16 protein-coding genes are annotated in these 15,633 nt (G+C 29.1%); 11 read left to right on the top strand and 5 right to left on the bottom strand.

What is annotated here, in order from left to right; genetic code table 11:
• Positions 1-92 precede the first annotated feature (92 nt).
• A complete protein-coding gene (locus IC174_RS13020; protein ID WP_227483074.1) occupies positions 93-2,192 on the bottom strand; it encodes a heavy metal translocating P-type ATPase in 2,100 nt (699 codons plus the stop codon).
• Between the two features lie 64 nt (positions 2,193-2,256).
• Positions 2,257-2,655: a DUF6110 family protein gene (locus IC174_RS13015; RefSeq protein ID WP_227483073.1), complete on the bottom strand. Its 399-nt coding sequence runs from the start codon at positions 2,653-2,655 to the stop codon at positions 2,257-2,259.
• A 745-nt stretch (positions 2,656-3,400) separates the two neighbouring features.
• Between IC174_RS13015 and IC174_RS13010 the strand changes: the two genes are divergently transcribed.
• The gene (locus IC174_RS13010; RefSeq protein WP_227433577.1) at positions 3,401-3,562 is read left to right on the top strand and encodes a type I toxin-antitoxin system toxin; all 162 of its coding nucleotides are present in this window, start codon (positions 3,401-3,403) and stop codon (positions 3,560-3,562) included.
• A gap of 129 nt (positions 3,563-3,691) precedes the next feature.
• Here IC174_RS13010 and IC174_RS13005 read toward each other — a convergent pair whose 3' ends face one another.
• Both IC174_RS13005 and IC174_RS13000 read right to left on the bottom strand, forming a co-directional pair.
• Positions 3,692-3,973, bottom strand: a complete 282-nt coding sequence (locus IC174_RS13005; protein ID WP_227483072.1) for an FMN-binding protein — start codon at positions 3,971-3,973, stop codon at positions 3,692-3,694.
• Between the two features lie 138 nt (positions 3,974-4,111).
• Complete coding sequence (locus IC174_RS13000; RefSeq protein WP_227483071.1) at positions 4,112-4,447, bottom strand: hypothetical protein; 336 nt, start codon at positions 4,445-4,447, stop codon at positions 4,112-4,114.
• Between the two features lie 961 nt (positions 4,448-5,408).
• Here IC174_RS13000 and IC174_RS12995 point away from each other — a divergent pair.
• The 10 genes from IC174_RS12995 (at position 5,409) to IC174_RS12950 (ending at position 14,071) form a co-directional block, all read left to right on the top strand.
• Positions 5,409-6,743, top strand: a complete 1,335-nt coding sequence (locus IC174_RS12995; RefSeq protein WP_227433576.1) for a phosphoadenosine phosphosulfate reductase — start codon at positions 5,409-5,411, stop codon at positions 6,741-6,743.
• On the top strand, positions 6,740-7,276 hold the full coding sequence (locus tag IC174_RS12990) for an IbrB-like domain-containing protein (RefSeq protein WP_227433575.1): 537 nt from the start codon (positions 6,740-6,742) through the stop codon (positions 7,274-7,276). The genes IC174_RS12995 and IC174_RS12990 overlap by 4 nt, the downstream gene beginning before the upstream one ends.
• 380 nt (positions 7,277-7,656) lie before the next feature.
• Positions 7,657-8,355 (top strand): lantibiotic protection ABC transporter ATP-binding protein, encoded by a 699-nt coding sequence (locus tag IC174_RS12985; protein WP_227433574.1) that lies wholly within the window; start codon positions 7,657-7,659, stop codon positions 8,353-8,355.
• Between the two features lies 1 nt (position 8,356).
• On the top strand, positions 8,357-9,127 hold the full coding sequence (locus IC174_RS12980; protein WP_227483070.1) for a lantibiotic immunity ABC transporter MutE/EpiE family permease subunit: 771 nt from the start codon (positions 8,357-8,359) through the stop codon (positions 9,125-9,127).
• Positions 9,124-9,891: a lantibiotic immunity ABC transporter MutG family permease subunit gene (locus IC174_RS12975; RefSeq protein WP_227483069.1), complete on the top strand. Its 768-nt coding sequence runs from the start codon at positions 9,124-9,126 to the stop codon at positions 9,889-9,891. The genes IC174_RS12980 and IC174_RS12975 overlap by 4 nt, the downstream gene beginning before the upstream one ends.
• A gap of 113 nt (positions 9,892-10,004) precedes the next feature.
• On the top strand, positions 10,005-10,697 hold the full coding sequence (locus tag IC174_RS12970; protein ID WP_227433571.1) for a response regulator transcription factor: 693 nt from the start codon (positions 10,005-10,007) through the stop codon (positions 10,695-10,697).
• 19 nt (positions 10,698-10,716) lie between these two features.
• The gene (locus IC174_RS12965; RefSeq protein ID WP_255625504.1) at positions 10,717-12,168 is read left to right on the top strand and encodes a sensor histidine kinase; all 1,452 of its coding nucleotides are present in this window, start codon (positions 10,717-10,719) and stop codon (positions 12,166-12,168) included.
• A 359-nt stretch (positions 12,169-12,527) separates the two neighbouring features.
• A complete protein-coding gene (locus tag IC174_RS21405; RefSeq protein WP_227433570.1) occupies positions 12,528-12,620 on the top strand; it encodes an aminoglycoside 6-adenylyltransferase in 93 nt (30 codons plus the stop codon).
• A 42-nt stretch (positions 12,621-12,662) separates the two neighbouring features.
• Positions 12,663-13,391 carry a HEAT repeat domain-containing protein gene (locus IC174_RS12955; protein WP_227483068.1) on the top strand — a complete coding sequence of 243 codons (729 nt, stop codon included), beginning with the start codon at positions 12,663-12,665 and terminating at the stop codon, positions 13,389-13,391.
• A gap of 110 nt (positions 13,392-13,501) precedes the next feature.
• Positions 13,502-14,071, top strand: a complete 570-nt coding sequence (locus IC174_RS12950) for a GrpB family protein (RefSeq protein ID WP_227433568.1) — start codon at positions 13,502-13,504, stop codon at positions 14,069-14,071.
• Between the two features lie 214 nt (positions 14,072-14,285).
• Here IC174_RS12950 and IC174_RS12945 read toward each other — a convergent pair whose 3' ends face one another.
• Positions 14,286-15,623 carry a sensor histidine kinase gene (locus IC174_RS12945; protein WP_227483067.1) on the bottom strand — a complete coding sequence of 446 codons (1,338 nt, stop codon included), beginning with the start codon at positions 15,621-15,623 and terminating at the stop codon, positions 14,286-14,288.
• Positions 15,624-15,633 lie beyond the last annotated feature (10 nt).

The raw sequence follows: 15,633 nt of genomic DNA, 5'->3' as shown, positions 1-15,633 counted from the left end.
CACTTTTAAATATTACTGTTTAATTGTTTAAAAGTGCTTTTTTTAATATGAATTATAAATTTTTTATGTATAAATGTGTTATACAAGGGGGGTTAATTGTAGTTATAAGTATTAGGTTTATCTAATAAATTTGTCATACTGTTTAAACTTATTCCAACAGTAGAAGCATTATGCAAAAACGCGGATGTACTTGGTCTAATAAATCCACCTACACCAAGAAAAATCAAACCTAAGTTGAAAGCAATAATAAACTTAGAACTTAAACCAATTCTTTTCATAAGTTTATTGCTAATCTGTTTTAAAGTAATTAAATTATTTAAATTATCTGCTGATATAGTAATATCTGAAATTTCTCTTGCTATTTCAGCACCTTCACTCATTGCAATTCCAACATCTGACTCAGATATAGCAGGGGAATCATTGATTCCGTCTCCAATCATAATAACTTTACGACCTTTTAGTTTTTCATCTTTAATAAAATTGGCTTTGTCTTCTGGTAGAACTTCTGAATAATACTCATCCACTCCAATTTTACTAGCTATAGACCTAGCTGTTTTTTCACTATCACCAGTCATCATTACAATTTTTTTGAGTCCATATTCTCTTAAGTTTGAAATTACATCTTTAGCTTCTTTTCGTAAAGGGTCATTAATACAAATAACAGCTGATAATTTTCCTGATATTGCCATAAATAGGTGAGAATATTCGTCTGAAAGATTATTATATTTATACTCCTCGCCATCTGGTATAATACATTTTTCATCTTCAAATACGAAGTGTTTACTACCTATTATAACCTTTTTATTATCGACTTTTGTTGAAATACCATGTGCAATAATATATTCTACTTCTGTATGCATTTCCTTATGACTGAGACCTTGTTTTTCAGCTTCATGAACTACTGCATTAGCTATAGAATGTGGGAAATGTTCCTCTAGACAAGCAGCTAGTCTTAACATATCTTTTTTATTATAATCTTGGAAGGTAATTATATCTGCAACTGTTGGTTGAGCTTTTGTCAATGTGCCTGTTTTATCAAATACAATAGTATCTGCATAGGCAACATTTTCAAGGAATTTCCCACCTTTTACGGCAATATTATAATTGTTACATTCTCTCATAGCTGATAATACAGAAATAGGAATAGATAGCTTTAATGCACAAGAAAAATCTACCATCAAAATAGAAAGTGCTTTTATAGGATTTCTAGTAACTGCATAAGTAAATAGCGTTCCTAAAAAACTATATGGAACCAAGGTATCTGCTAGATGTTCAAATTTTCCTTCTACAGAAGACTTAAGTTTCTCAGATTCTTCAATCATAGTTACAATTTTTTGAAATCTTGTAGTACCAGCCTTTTCTTTGACACACATTACAATATTACCTTGTTCTATTACAGTTCCAGCATAGATGTAAGAGCCTTCTTTTTTATTAACTGCAAGAGATTCACCTGTAAAAGAGGCCTGATTAATCATTGCTTCACCAGATTCAATAATTCCATCTAATGGAATCATATTTCCCATATTTACACTAACTAAATCGTTTTCTTTTATTTCTGAAATTGGGACTAAAATTTCATTATCATCCTTTTTTAACCATACTTTTTCAATATTTAATGACATGCTTTGAGCTAAATCATCGATAGATTTTTTTCTAGTCCATTCTTCTAGTAATTCGCCTATACCAAGAAGAAACATCACTGACCCAGCTGTATTTATGTCTTTCCTAAAAATGGAGATACCTATTGCAGTTGCATCCAAAACAGAAATTTCTATCTTTTTATTTAGTAAAGAAGATATACCTTTTTTGAAATATTTTATAGAGTGAAGTCCTATAAAAAAAAATCTTAAATATTTTGGGAAAAATATCTTAGATACACTCTTTATAAATAGCTTATTTACTAATTTATCTCTGTAGTAATTATTTAACTCTCTACCAGTGTGTTCAGGGACTAGTTTTTCTATTTCGCTATTGTTGAAACTGAACTTAGTGATTTCTTTTATTATATAGTCTCTTTCACCTGTGTAATAAATAACAGCGTCACCAGTTCTATCATAAACCTTTGCTTTGGTAACACCATTTATAGAAGTCAAATAATATAGTAGAGTATCTGCCTGTTTGTTATTCAATTTACCAAGTTGTAAATCAAAACGTATACGACCTCTGATTTCATGCTTTATATAAAGATTCAATTTACTTCCTCCTGATACTATTAATCATAATACTTGATATTATTAACCATAATAATCGTTAAATTTATTCTGCTGTGCAAGTACTATTTTTTTCTACAGTAGTATTTTCCTTGATGTCTTCACATTTAATGCTATCAGAATCAGTATTTTTTTCTACAGTTTGTACATTTTTATCTTTAATAGTTTCTTGTACAACTTTAGTATCTTCCTGTACATTTTTTGTTTTAGATGAAGATAATTCTTCTAGTTCATTGATTTCTTTTGCCTCAGCTAAAATATCTTCCATATTTTCTTGGATTTTAGTAGTTGTTTCAAGAACAGAATCCTTAACTTTCAACGCTCCAGCAGTTGCTTTAGTACAAGACTTTTTTACACAATCACTTGAAAGTATTTTGACACCTACAGTACCTAAAAGTACTCCTCCTAAAAATATCCCTGTTTTTTTCATTTTTAAAATATTCATTTTATCATATCCCTTCATTAAGTTAAATTTTATTTATATATCTTATGTATAAAGTAATAAATGTTAAAAATAGAGCGCGATTTTACAAAAGTAGTATTATATAGTTCTATTATGTTTCGAGAGTCCTATACGCTTTTGTATAATCCTATATATTTTTGTATAGTTTTATGTGTTTTTTATATAGTCTATATAATTCTTTTACATTTTAATAATTCTCTTATATTTTAAAGAATTATCATGTATTTTAGAAAATTCTTGATATTTATTTCGAAAATTAAAAAGTTAATAATAATTGTTATTAATAGAATTGTAAAATCATATGACATTTATTACCATTTATGCAATTAAGTATAGCACGCATGAATGTAACTTTCAACAGAAAATGATAATTTATATCAATTAATTAGCTTATTTTATGAAAAATATTATTTTATCACTACTCAAGGCTCAATTATTGAGAGTTTTATTTGTAACACATTCCTATAAGTATTACATTGCTTAGAGAAACAAACTTATTCTTGTTTATAGTTGATTTTATTATATTAAATCTAATTTTTAAACAATATTTGATGATAGTAGGTAGATATGATGCTGAAAAGAAAAGGGAGTTATTAGAATAAAAACACAGGTAAAATATGGGAAAGTATATGTTATAATATTTATAGCAAGAAGATGTAACCTATAATTTAAGAGTGGAGTTCATACTAGGATAAAACCTACTTCCTAATGAAAGGAGGTGGGAAGTATGAATAACTTTTTACTTAATGTAATAGCTGGCGTTGTTGCTAGTTTAATATTTTACTTAATTTGTAAAGTATTTACGAAAGTAAAAAGCCACTCAACTCGTGGCAAGAGTAAAAGTGGCTGGGAATTTGATTTTAAAATCAAGTTCCATAAGTTCAAATAGCTTCATTTAATTATGAACTTCACTCTACGACGAAATAGATTGTAGTTCTTCTTGCTTTTATTATACCACAAATTGGCACAGATATTCAAAAACAATATTTTTACTCTTATAGAAATTTGTTAAGTATAGTTATCCTTTTATGAGTGCATTTTCGATTGCTTTTTTTATAACTTTACTTGAATTTGTTGCACCTGATACAGCATCTACATCTACTTTTTGCTTGTTAAGTACTTTATCAATAACTTTTTCTGCTTTTTTTCCTCGTTCATTTTTATGTTCCAAAAGATTAATGTTTGAAATTTTACCACTTTTTACAGTGACTTCTACTTTAGCAGATATGATATTTATATTACATTCTCCAACATAGGTTCCATAAACAATATCGGAAATATTTACTTTTTTAAAGGTCATATTTTCCACTGTTTGTTTGTAATTGTATTTGGTAATTGTTTTGAATATCTTTTGTTTTAATGGAATTTCAGATATATTCAAATATATAAAGTAATAATGTCTATTATAAGAAACTGTATATTTTTAGATTTATCTTATCTATTTGTAAATAGAGCGATAAAGCATATCAAATCCGTGTTTAAGAAATTCCTGTTTAGAAAGTTTTACTTCTTGTTTGATATAAGCTTCTTTATTTGGTGCTGTCTGTATAATGCCAGATAACATTCCCCACAGTGAAAATATAGTAGGCATAATTTCAATATCTTCTCTAAGCTCACCTGATAAGATACCAGCCTTTAGTAACTGTTTTATTTTCTCATTGATTTCTTCACCAACACGGAAGGTTTCTTTTTCCCCAGGTGGGTAGTCTGTATTTTCAAAGTCAATGTTGATTTCATCGAGGGCTATTTTAAAACTTATTGCATAGAAAAACACCAGAGATATGACAATGTAGTGTTTATCATTTTCTGGTGCTATTTATATTAAATTATTTTAAAATTCTGACACTGTCGTTTTCAATTAATATTGCTTGATTATCATTAAGAGCTTTTAATTCTAAAGTTTTAGAATACGCATTTACTATTTTTTCTACAGCTTTTCCAAATTCTCAATTTTGGAAATGTGGTACTACATAAAAATCAATTGAATTTAAGCTAGAATAGTCTTTTAAGTAAGGAGCTTTTTCTATATCGTCCATTTCAGATGAATATTTATTTTTTTATAATATTACAAATATCTGGAATATAAAGTGTTATATATAGTAGAGCAAATAAAGTTGTTAATAGGGGGTTAAGACCTAAAACTAAGCTGATTCCTATATCAATAAGCAATCCTATTGTAAATTTGACACCTTTATTAAGTTTCAATCAAATCACCATCCTTTTATTTTTTATTACCCAATTTAACTAAAAATAGTTGATTTTTATAAAAATTATTGATGTATAAAATTACTATCTTATAAGTTAATAGTATATTTAAACACTATACATGTCTATATTATTTTAAATATTATATATGTTTATATTATTTTTCTTATAAAACAATAAAAAAAGAAAAGACATTTTTAAAATTTACCTAAGAAATATATAAAAGAAATATATAATCTAAAAAATTATAAACTTGGAAAATAAAAATTTGATTTTAAAACATATGTAAAATACAAAATATTGAGCTAAATACTGAAGAAATAATGATAATTATGCTGTTGGAAAATTATGTAAAATAATGGTAAAATATAGTTTATAATAGAAAAATTGATTTATATTATAATTATATTTATTTTTTTGGATTTATGCACTTAGAGGATTCATAATTTATGCTGATTACTACTAAAAGTGCATATATAATATTATGTTATAAGCTTTCATGAACTTCTATTTGAAAGGGGAGATTACAAATGGATAAAAGATATTTGGAATCCAGTGTATTTGAAGCTTTTCAAGACAGACTTTCTTATGTTTTCAGTGAATTTGATTATATCTATGTATCTTTCAGTGGAGGAAAAGATAGTGGTCTATTATTGAATTTAGTTTTGGATTATAAAAGAAAATATAATATAAAATCCAAAATAGGAGTATTTCATCAAGATTTTGAGGCTCAATATAGTATGACAACAGAATATGTTGAAAAAATGTTTGAAGACAATCTTGAAGATATTGAACCATATTGGGTATGTCTGCCAATGGCTACGAGAACAGCTGTAGGTAATCATGAAATGTTTTGGTATCCATGGGATGATGAGAAAGAAGAATTATGGGTAAGAAAAATGCCAGACAAAGAATACGTAATAAATCAAGAAAATAATCTTTTTACCTACTATAAGTATAAGATGAAGCAGGAAAGTTTGGCAAAGCAATTTGGTAGGTGGATGAGAAACAAGCATAAGGGTGCAAAAGTTGCTTGTTTACTTGGAACAAGAGCTTCAGAATCCTTACAACGTTATTGTGCTATTGTGAATAAACAGCATGGATATAAAGGAAAGTGTTGGATAACAAAGGAGTTTAAAAATGTATGGACAGCATCTCCTTTATATGACTGGGGACTAGAAGATGTTTGGGTAGCCAATTATAAATTCGACTATGAGTACAATAAAATCTATGATTTGTTCTATAAAGCTGGATTGCCTCCAAGAAAAATGAGAGTAGCATCTCCTTTCAATGATTCAGCAAAAGAGAGTTTAAACTTATATAAGATATTGGACCCAGAAGTATGGGTGAAATTGGTTGCTAGAGTACAAGGGGCTAATTTTACTTCTATTTATGGAAAAACAAAAGCTATGGGGTATCGTAGTGTAAAGTTGCCAGAAGGACATACATGGAAAAGTTTCACTTATTTTCTGCTTGATACACTACCTGAAGATATAAGAAATAATTATATTAAAAAATTTTCAACATCTATCGACTTTTGGCATAAAAAGGGTGGTGGTTTGCCAGAAATCGCTATATGTGAGTTGATAAGAAAAGGGTATAATATAGAAATAAATGGAATTTCTAATCATACAAAAGATAAAAAAAGTAGAGTCGTATTCTTAGGAGATATACCTGATGACACAGATGATATTAAATTTACTAAAGATATACCAAGTTGGAAAAGAATGTGTTATTGTATTTTAAAAAATGACCATATGTGTAAGTTTATGGGATTTGGTCCTACAAAAGAGCAAAGAATGAAAACAGAATACATTAAGAAAAAGTATGAAAAATTTTCTAAGATAGGAGTTAAGATGCTATGAAGTATAAAAGTCCTGTATATGAAATCATCGCTGTCCCAATTGAAAAGATAGAATCTAACGACTATAATCCAAATGCAGTAGCTCCACCAGAAATGCAGTTGCTGTATAAAAGTATAAAAGAAGATGGATATACAATGCCGATTGTCTGTTATTATAATCCAGAAAATGACAAATATGTTATTGTAGATGGTTTTCATAGATATCGAATAATGCTTGAAAATAAGGATATATATGATAGAGAAGGTGGAGTACTTCCTGTTTCAGTAATTGATAAATCACTTGATGAGAGAATGGCAAGTACTATTCGTCACAATCGTGCAAGAGGTTCACATAATGTGGATTTAATGAGCAATATTATAAAGGAACTTTGTGATATTGGAAAATCTGATAAATGGATATCAAAGCACTTAGGGATGGATATTGAGGAGATTCTTAGATTAAAGCAAATAACTGGATTATCCTATTTATTTAAAGATAAAGAGTTTGGACGTGCATGGATTCCTTTTGATTCTGATACTAAACAAGATAATTAAAAAGATATGTTTTTAGTCTAAACACTATAGAAATACTATTAACCTTTTTGGAGTAGTGTTTTAAAGAACTATGAAGAAGTGTTTTAAAGAAATATGAGGCAGTATATTAAAGAAAATATACTTGAGTTTAAAGCTTTTGAATAAATACAAGTATTGAGAATAGAGTAGTGTAAGATATAAATTACATAATATTAACAAAGAAAAAAGAGTAGGAGGATATCCTGCTCTTTTTCTTTGTTAGTACTGATTAACTTTTTTCATTTATGAATAAATAGTATATTTTAATAAAAAAATTATAAGTGTTATAAAATTGTTATTTTTTCATGTTAATCTTCTTATAGAAAATGAATTTAGATTATTACAAGAAAGGATGAATAGACATGAAAGACTTAATTCTTGAAACAAAAAATTTATCAAAAAGATATGGAGAGCAGATGGCAGCCAACCATATTTCACTTCAAATTGAACGTAATAGTATATATGGACTTCTTGGACCAAATGGTGCAGGTAAGTCAACAACACTTAAAATGATTGTTGGACTTCTTCATCCAACAGGAGGACATATTTTTTTTAATGGAAAGCCTTGGCAACGAGAGTCTCTTACAAAAATCGGTTCTTTAATCGAATCACCTGCTTTATATGGAAACCTTACAGCAGAGGAAAATCTACTAGTTCACACAAGACTTCTAGGCATTCCACATGAAAAAATTCATGAAGTATTAGACACAGTTGATTTAAAAAATACTGGAAAAAAGAAAGCCTCACAATTTTCTATGGGAATGAAACAACGACTTGGAATCGCTATTGCACTTTTGAATAATCCAGAACTATTGATTTTAGATGAACCAACCAACGGGCTTGACCCATTTGGAATTCAAGAACTACGTGAGTTGATTGCATCTTTTCCTGAAAAGGGAATTACAGTAATTCTCTCAAGTCATATATTATCAGAGGTTGCTCAGGTAGTTGATAAAATAGGAATTATTAGTGGAGGAAGGCTATTATTTCAAGGTATACCAGACCCAAATGAAAATCTAGAGGAATTCTTCTCTGATGTAATCTTAAAAGGAGGAAAGTAAAATGAATGGACTTAAATCTGAACTTTTAAAATACAAAAGAACATTTATGGGGAAATTGATTGTTTTTATTCCAATATTCTTTGCATTATATGCAGGGATAACACAATCAACAATCATGAAAAACCCATTATCTCAAAGTAGCTCTTGGTCATGGGACAGCCTTCTAGCCTTGGTTTTTAATTCGTGGCCATTTGTATTTTTACCTCTTGGTATGGGATTGTTTGCTACTTTGGTAGCTAGTCAGGAAAGAAAAGCTGGGAATTATCGCACTTTGCGTGCATATAATGTTTCACCTATGATTCTTTGGACTGATAAGGTTATGGCTATGGCAGTTTACACTCTGCTATCAACACTAGTTTTGATAGTTTCAACAATTATGACTGGTTTGTTTTTATCAGAAGGAGCAATCCCATTTGGTAGGATTATTGCTGGAGGTTTTGTTTGTTGGCTTGTTTCTCTTTCACTTATCCCTATTCAGCTGTGGGCAGCTACATGGAAAGGAACATTTTTAAGTATGGGAATTGCACTTGTAGGTATGATGATAGGTGTTCTTACAGCAATAAAATCTTTATGGTTTGCAGTACCGTGGAGTTGGGCTATGAGACTGATGTGTCCTATTGCTGGTGTGCATCCAAATGGAGCTATTTTGGAGACTGGAAATCCACTTTTAGATTCATCTGTGATTCCTGTTGGGATTATCGTATCCGTGGTTATATTTGTTGGAATTACAGTAGTTACAGGTATTTGGTTTAATAGGAGGGAAATAAAATGATAGGAGTATTATCATCAGAGTGGCTAAAAACAAAACGTACAGCAATTCGTTGGCTTACATTCTTTATGCCTGTAGTCATTGCACTTTGTGTTGTTGCTTATCTGGCAATTAGGTCTGAAGTTACATATAAATTTGTTTTTGAAGGTTATTTTATAGTATGGACAGCAATTATCATTCCAGTAGGAATAAGTCTTCTATCAAGCTTTATTATACATGAGGAGGAACTTGCTGGAGAGTTCAATGGTTTTTTAAATACAGGAGTCTCCCGAATTAAGTTATACTTAGGAAAATTTTTTATATTGATTTTTTGTATGGCAGTCAGCACTTTTATTTCATCACTTATAATATGTGTCGGAATGAATATTATAATACCTGATGGAGGTAGCATTTCTCTATTTATGATGGCATCCTTACTTGCAGTAATAGGGACACTTCCAATTCTATCTATTCACTTGTGGGTCAGTTTTTTATGGGGGATGGGAGCATCCATAGGAATAAGCATGGGTGGTATTTTAATGGCTGCTTTGATTGGAGGAACAAGTCTTGGGGGTAAAATCTGGGTGTTTGTTCCTTGGGCTTGGCCAGTAAAGATGTCAATGTTTCCATCTATTTATTTTCAGACTACCTTATCAACTGCAATTTCTTCAGGAGCAGAGTCACAGCTAATAAATGCACTTAATTTAACAGGAATTGGACTTATCATTTTTCTAGTTGGTGGAATTATATGGTTTAACAGATGGGAAGGTAGAGCATGCAATGAGTAATGACTATGGACATTTTTATAAACTTGACCAATGAGAAAAATTATCAGATAATATATGAGCAGGTCACAATACAGGCTTGTTAATAATGCATAAGTATTGGAGGATAATTAAAATTGAGCAAAATATTGATTGTTGATGATGAAAGAGAATTGGTGGCCTTATTAGAAAAAAAACTGAAGTCAAAAGGGCATGAAGTACTTATCGCATATAATGGAAATGATGGAATTGAATTAGCAAAGAAACAGCCAGACCTTATTATACTTGATATTATGATGCCTGGGGCTGATGGCTTTGAAGTTTGTAGTACCATACGAGATGATGTAGTCTGCCCTATCATTTTTCTAAGTGCAAAGCAATCAGAAACAGATAAAATAAAGGGATTAACTCTTGGTGGAGATGACTATATAGTGAAACCTTTTGGGTTACGAGAATTGATGGCACGTATTGAAGCTAATCTACGCCGTGAAAAGAGGTCACAATATATCAATATGGAGAATAAACGTCCAAAAATGTATTTTGGAAAACTATGTTTAGATATACAAGAGCGTGCAGTCAAAATTGATGGCAAGGATGTTCACTTGACAAAGAGAGAATATGATATTGTAGAATTACTTGCATTGCATGCAGGACAGGTTTTTTCTAGAGAACAAATCTATGAAAAAGTCTGGGGATATGATTCAGAAGGTGAAGATTCAACAGTTGTTGAGCGTGTTAAGAAGATTCGTGCTAAATTTTCTGTGGTAACACCTAAAATTGAATATATTTCTACTGTTTGGGGGATTGGGTATAAATGGAACAAATTTTAGAGAAGGAGATTTTCATATAATGAAAAGCATAAAGAATCGGTCACTTTCAGCACAGTTTCGCAGAACACTTTTTTTAATTATAATCACCAGCATATTGGCGTCACTGATTACTTATGCTGGAGTAATTATGTTGTTTATTCGAGCTTTAAATAATAATGACATATATGGCGAAAATTATTATGAACAGCAGATACCAGAAATAGAAAAATACATTCATAAAAAAAATACAACTATTCTATCTCCTTCAAATGCAGAAGATTTGAACAATATGATTCATGGTGACGGATTACTCTATCAGGTTGTAGATAATGACAGTAACTTTTTATATGGTACATATAAGAAACAAATTTTTGAAACAAAGGAACAATTATTTAATAAACTAAATACTAAAATTATAGATTCGGGAAATTTTGTAAAGATTGTTCCTGTTATTGATGATAGTGGAAAAATCAAAGGGGCTGTCCTTCTTGCTTATCAGTTGAAACTTACTTATGCAAATGGAAATGAAAATGAGCTGTGGAGAGACGATAGGGTTATTATTCTTGTTTTGTTATCTCCTTTTATATATATTATAGGATTTACAATACTATTTTCTCGAATTCTTGCTAAAAATATCAATCGACCACTAAAACTACTGATGGATAGTTCACAGAAGATTAAAGAAAAGAACCTTGATTTTGAAATAGATTATTACGCGGATAATGAACTAGGAAATCTATGTAGTGCTTTTTCAGAAATGAAAGAAGAATTAAAAAAATCCTTATCTGCACAGTGGAAAATAGAACAGGAACGAGTAGAAATGGTAGAGGCATTGGCACATGACCTGAAATCACCATTATCTATTGTAAAGGTATATTCAGAAGCTCTGATTGATGATACTGAGATTAGTGAAGAACAACGTCAATATCTTGCAGTTATAGAAGCAAATGTAGATAAAAGTGTCTCACTAGTTCAGCAAATGCAATATACTTCTGAACTTGAAAAATCTTGTATTCAGTTACAGTTAGTTCCTATAAATCTGACTGAGTTTTTGGAGCAAAAAGTATACTACTATGAATTAGAGGCTAGGAAAAAAGAAATATCTATCACTTTAAACATTCAAAGTGATATAGAAGAATCTATTTTGATTGATATAGAGAAATTGGAAAGAATCTTTGATAATATCGTATCCAATAGTCTTCAATATACTCCAGAAGGCGGAAAAATCAAAATATCAGCAAAGGCAGAAAAAGAATATATCTCATATGAGATTTGTGATTCTGGTACTGGATTTAGTGCTAAAGATATGCATAAAGTTTTTGAAAAATTTTATAGAGGTGATGAGGCTAGACAAACTAAGGATGGGCATTCTGGTTTGGGGTTGTACATTGTCAAGCAATTAGTTGAGATGCTTGGTGGTTCAATCAGAATAGAAAATGCGGAATGTGGTGGTGCATGTGTTATATTTCAGCATAAAATATTTAATCTCTAATCATTCATATTTAATTTTTTATTGTGTAGATATTGTAAATATATTAATAAGTGATTATGTTAAGTATATAAAAGAGGTATCAGCAATATGTTGATACCTCTTATTGTATTTGAGTATTGAAAAAATATCTTATAAGTTTTTAAATGAATATAGAAAGTTTCTACAATAAATAAAGAAACTTTCTACAAATAAAATCTGTTACCTTGACGTAATAAATATAGTATTATATAACTGTACCAATTAAAAGTAAATATATAACTTTAAGTTAGTTAAGGAGAATAATATGAAAAAATATTTACCTGTTTGTCCAGTAGAAATCACATTCTAAATGAGTTTATATGCGATTGTAATAATTTTTGATGTGTCTTAATAATGTGGCAAAAGGGATTTGGAGAGAAGAAGTTCCTTATTCTATGGATATGATAAATTATTATATCACTAATCTTGTTTAACTATTTTATGTCTGATAAAAAATAATAGTATGAGGTTAATTTATGAAAAGTACTAATGAAGAGTTGATAAAGCGAGGTTTTATTACAGAAGAATATATCAATAAATTTCAATCTTATTCAGATGAAGAGTTATTGGAACTAGCAAGTTCATCAAAAGCAGTTGAAAGGTCAGTTTATATAAATTTGATGTCAAAAAGATATGGAGTCGAAAATAAAGAATTTGTAGAGTTTTTGTTAGGAAAGCTTTGCGTTGAAAAATCTCTATATACGAAGATTGAGCTTTGTAATGCCCTTGAAAATGGGAATACTTATACTGCAAAACAGATGATTAAATATCTTGGAACAATAGGAAATAATCAACATAAATATTTGCCAGACAGGGTTTCTAAAAAGAAGAGTTATCCATTGGCAAGGGATATAATTGCAAGAAGTTTAGCAAGGATGAATGTAGAGATTTTACCTGTATTGTTTGACGTTTTAGAGAGTGATGATAGGATTAAGATTTCTGAGGTAATTGATGCTATAGGATTTATGATATTTTATAATCAAGGTGTAGCTAGTGAATATTACTTTAAAAAGATTGTAAGTGTAATGGAAAAGTATTCGGAAGATGATTTAATTATTTGGAAATGCGTAATGTGCCTTTCTTCTTTTAAGACTCAAGAAAGTATAGATATTCTTGAGCAAGTTTTATATAGTGATAAAAATGATTTAATAAAAAATGAAGCTGAGTGTTCTCTAAGTAAGATTAAAAAAGAGATAAAGTTGTAGAAAGAAATAAAATCAAAATTAATAAAGTTGTAGAAGGAAATAAAATCAAAAGCAATAAAATTGTATAAAGAACAATCAAATTTGCTAATCTAAAAGGGGGAAACTGGTTTATGAGAAAACAGCTGTCAGATATGACATTAGAAGAGTTATGGAAGCTATTTCCTATATTTTTAACTAATCATAGGGAATGTTGGAAAGATTGGTTTAAAGAAGAAGAATCTAGACTAACTGAACTACTTCCTATGCAAAAAATTGTGAGAATAAGTCATATTGGAAGTACTGCTGTGAATACAATTTATGCAAAACCGATTGTTGATATACTGATGGAGATAAAGCCTGAGTGTAATATGCAAGAGATTAAAGAGATAATTGAGTCAGATGACTATATTTGCATGTCTGAAAGTGGTGATAGGATTTCATTTAATAAAGGATATACAGTAGATGGGTTTGCAGAACGAGTTTTTCATTTACATATAAGATATGCAGGAGACAATGATGAATTATTTTTTAGAGATTATTTGATTGATAATCCAAGCGTTGCGAAGGAATATGAGAATCTTAAGTTGAAATTATGGAAGGAATATGAGCATAATCGTGATGCTTATACAGATAATAAATCAGATTTTATTAAAAAGGTAACTGAAAAATCTAGGAAATTGTATTCTAATAGATACAGTTAGGATGTTATTTACTATATTTAAGTTTAATATATTTAAATTTAAGTTTAATATATCAATGCTTACTAAAAATGAAATATTAAAATCACTTTGAGACAGTTGAAAAAGCTCACAATTTATATGTGTTTATATTATTATTAAAATATAAATTAAGGAAAGTCATTTCTGGCTTTCCTTTTTGGAGTTTTTTAAATATATTAAGATTCTCAGCTTAATACTAACACAACCTAATATAAAGAAATAAAGAAAAATCTGTATCAGTATAAGAAATATTCAACTCTCCACTATACTTATCAACAATTTCCTTGATATTTTCAACACCATATCCATGAGATTTACTATTATCTTTATCTGAAATAAATAAACCATGTTTTTTAATGATAGGATTTACCTTGTTATTTGTTAATAAATAGCTAAAATACTCATTTTCACAACGTGCTTTTAGCACCACTTTTCTATTTGATAAGTCGGAAATCTTTAAGGATGCTTCTATAGCATTATCCAAAGAGTTTGAAAAAATAGTACATAAATCCATTGGTTCTATACCAAAGTGATTGTCTATATCTATATTAAAATGAACATCAACACTATTTTCTTCCAATTCTGTATGACGAAGATTTAAAATTGAATTAAGGGCAGGGTTTTTACAAAATTGCTTACCACTTAAAGTCCCAAAGCTAAGTTTTAATTGTGTAAAATAATCTTTAGCTCCATCAATATCTTCAACTTCTAAATAAGACTCAATCATTTGGAAGTGGTTATTTATATCATGTCGTATTTTGCGTATCTGAACCTGTTGATTCTCTAGTAAGTCGTAATATTCTTCTTTTATATGATTCGATTGATTTTCTAACTTCATCTTTACATTTTCAATTAATGGATTTAAAAGAAGTATCACACCAATATTAGCTATGATTGCAGATAAAATAATTAGATAAGTACCATAAGGTAAGTTACCTAAAATAATATTATAATCGCTACCCATAGGAATTAAATTAGTGGGTGGCAAAATAATGGCAATTAATATTGATAAAAATGAGGATATACATACTATATCAATAAAAATCCATATGCGATTTGTAAGGTACTGTTTTATATTAACTAATCTATTTTTTAAGAAAAAATGTATCAAAAACCATAAAAATACTTTAATTATGGCAGAAACTATCTTAAAGATTGAAAGTACTACAGTATACTCACTTGAGCTTACAAGTTCTCTATATAGAGGATTGTTTATAAAAAGAAAATTAACACCAACTATAATAGGATAGAGTATCATTATAACTGATATTATAGGAATCAACCTACTTTTACTACAGACTATAATGAGTATAAAATATCCAAGTAGTGTAAAAAGTATATTTACAGGGTCAGAAAGCCATATTATCATTTGACCAATAATAGAATAACCCAAAATCAATATTATTTTAAAAATCCAATGTTTCCTAAAATCTATAAAATAAGATGTTAGCTTATAAAGAAAAAAGGCCATAAAAATGCTAAGTAAAACTGTAATATAAATTGTAGCTTTTGATATTATTGAATAAGTATCCATTTGAAAACCT

It is taken from the genome of Clostridioides sp. ES-S-0001-03, assembly GCF_020676075.1.
Taxonomy (GTDB): domain Bacteria; phylum Bacillota; class Clostridia; order Peptostreptococcales; family Peptostreptococcaceae; genus Clostridioides.
This window is presented reverse-complemented; position numbering and strand designations above follow the sequence as displayed.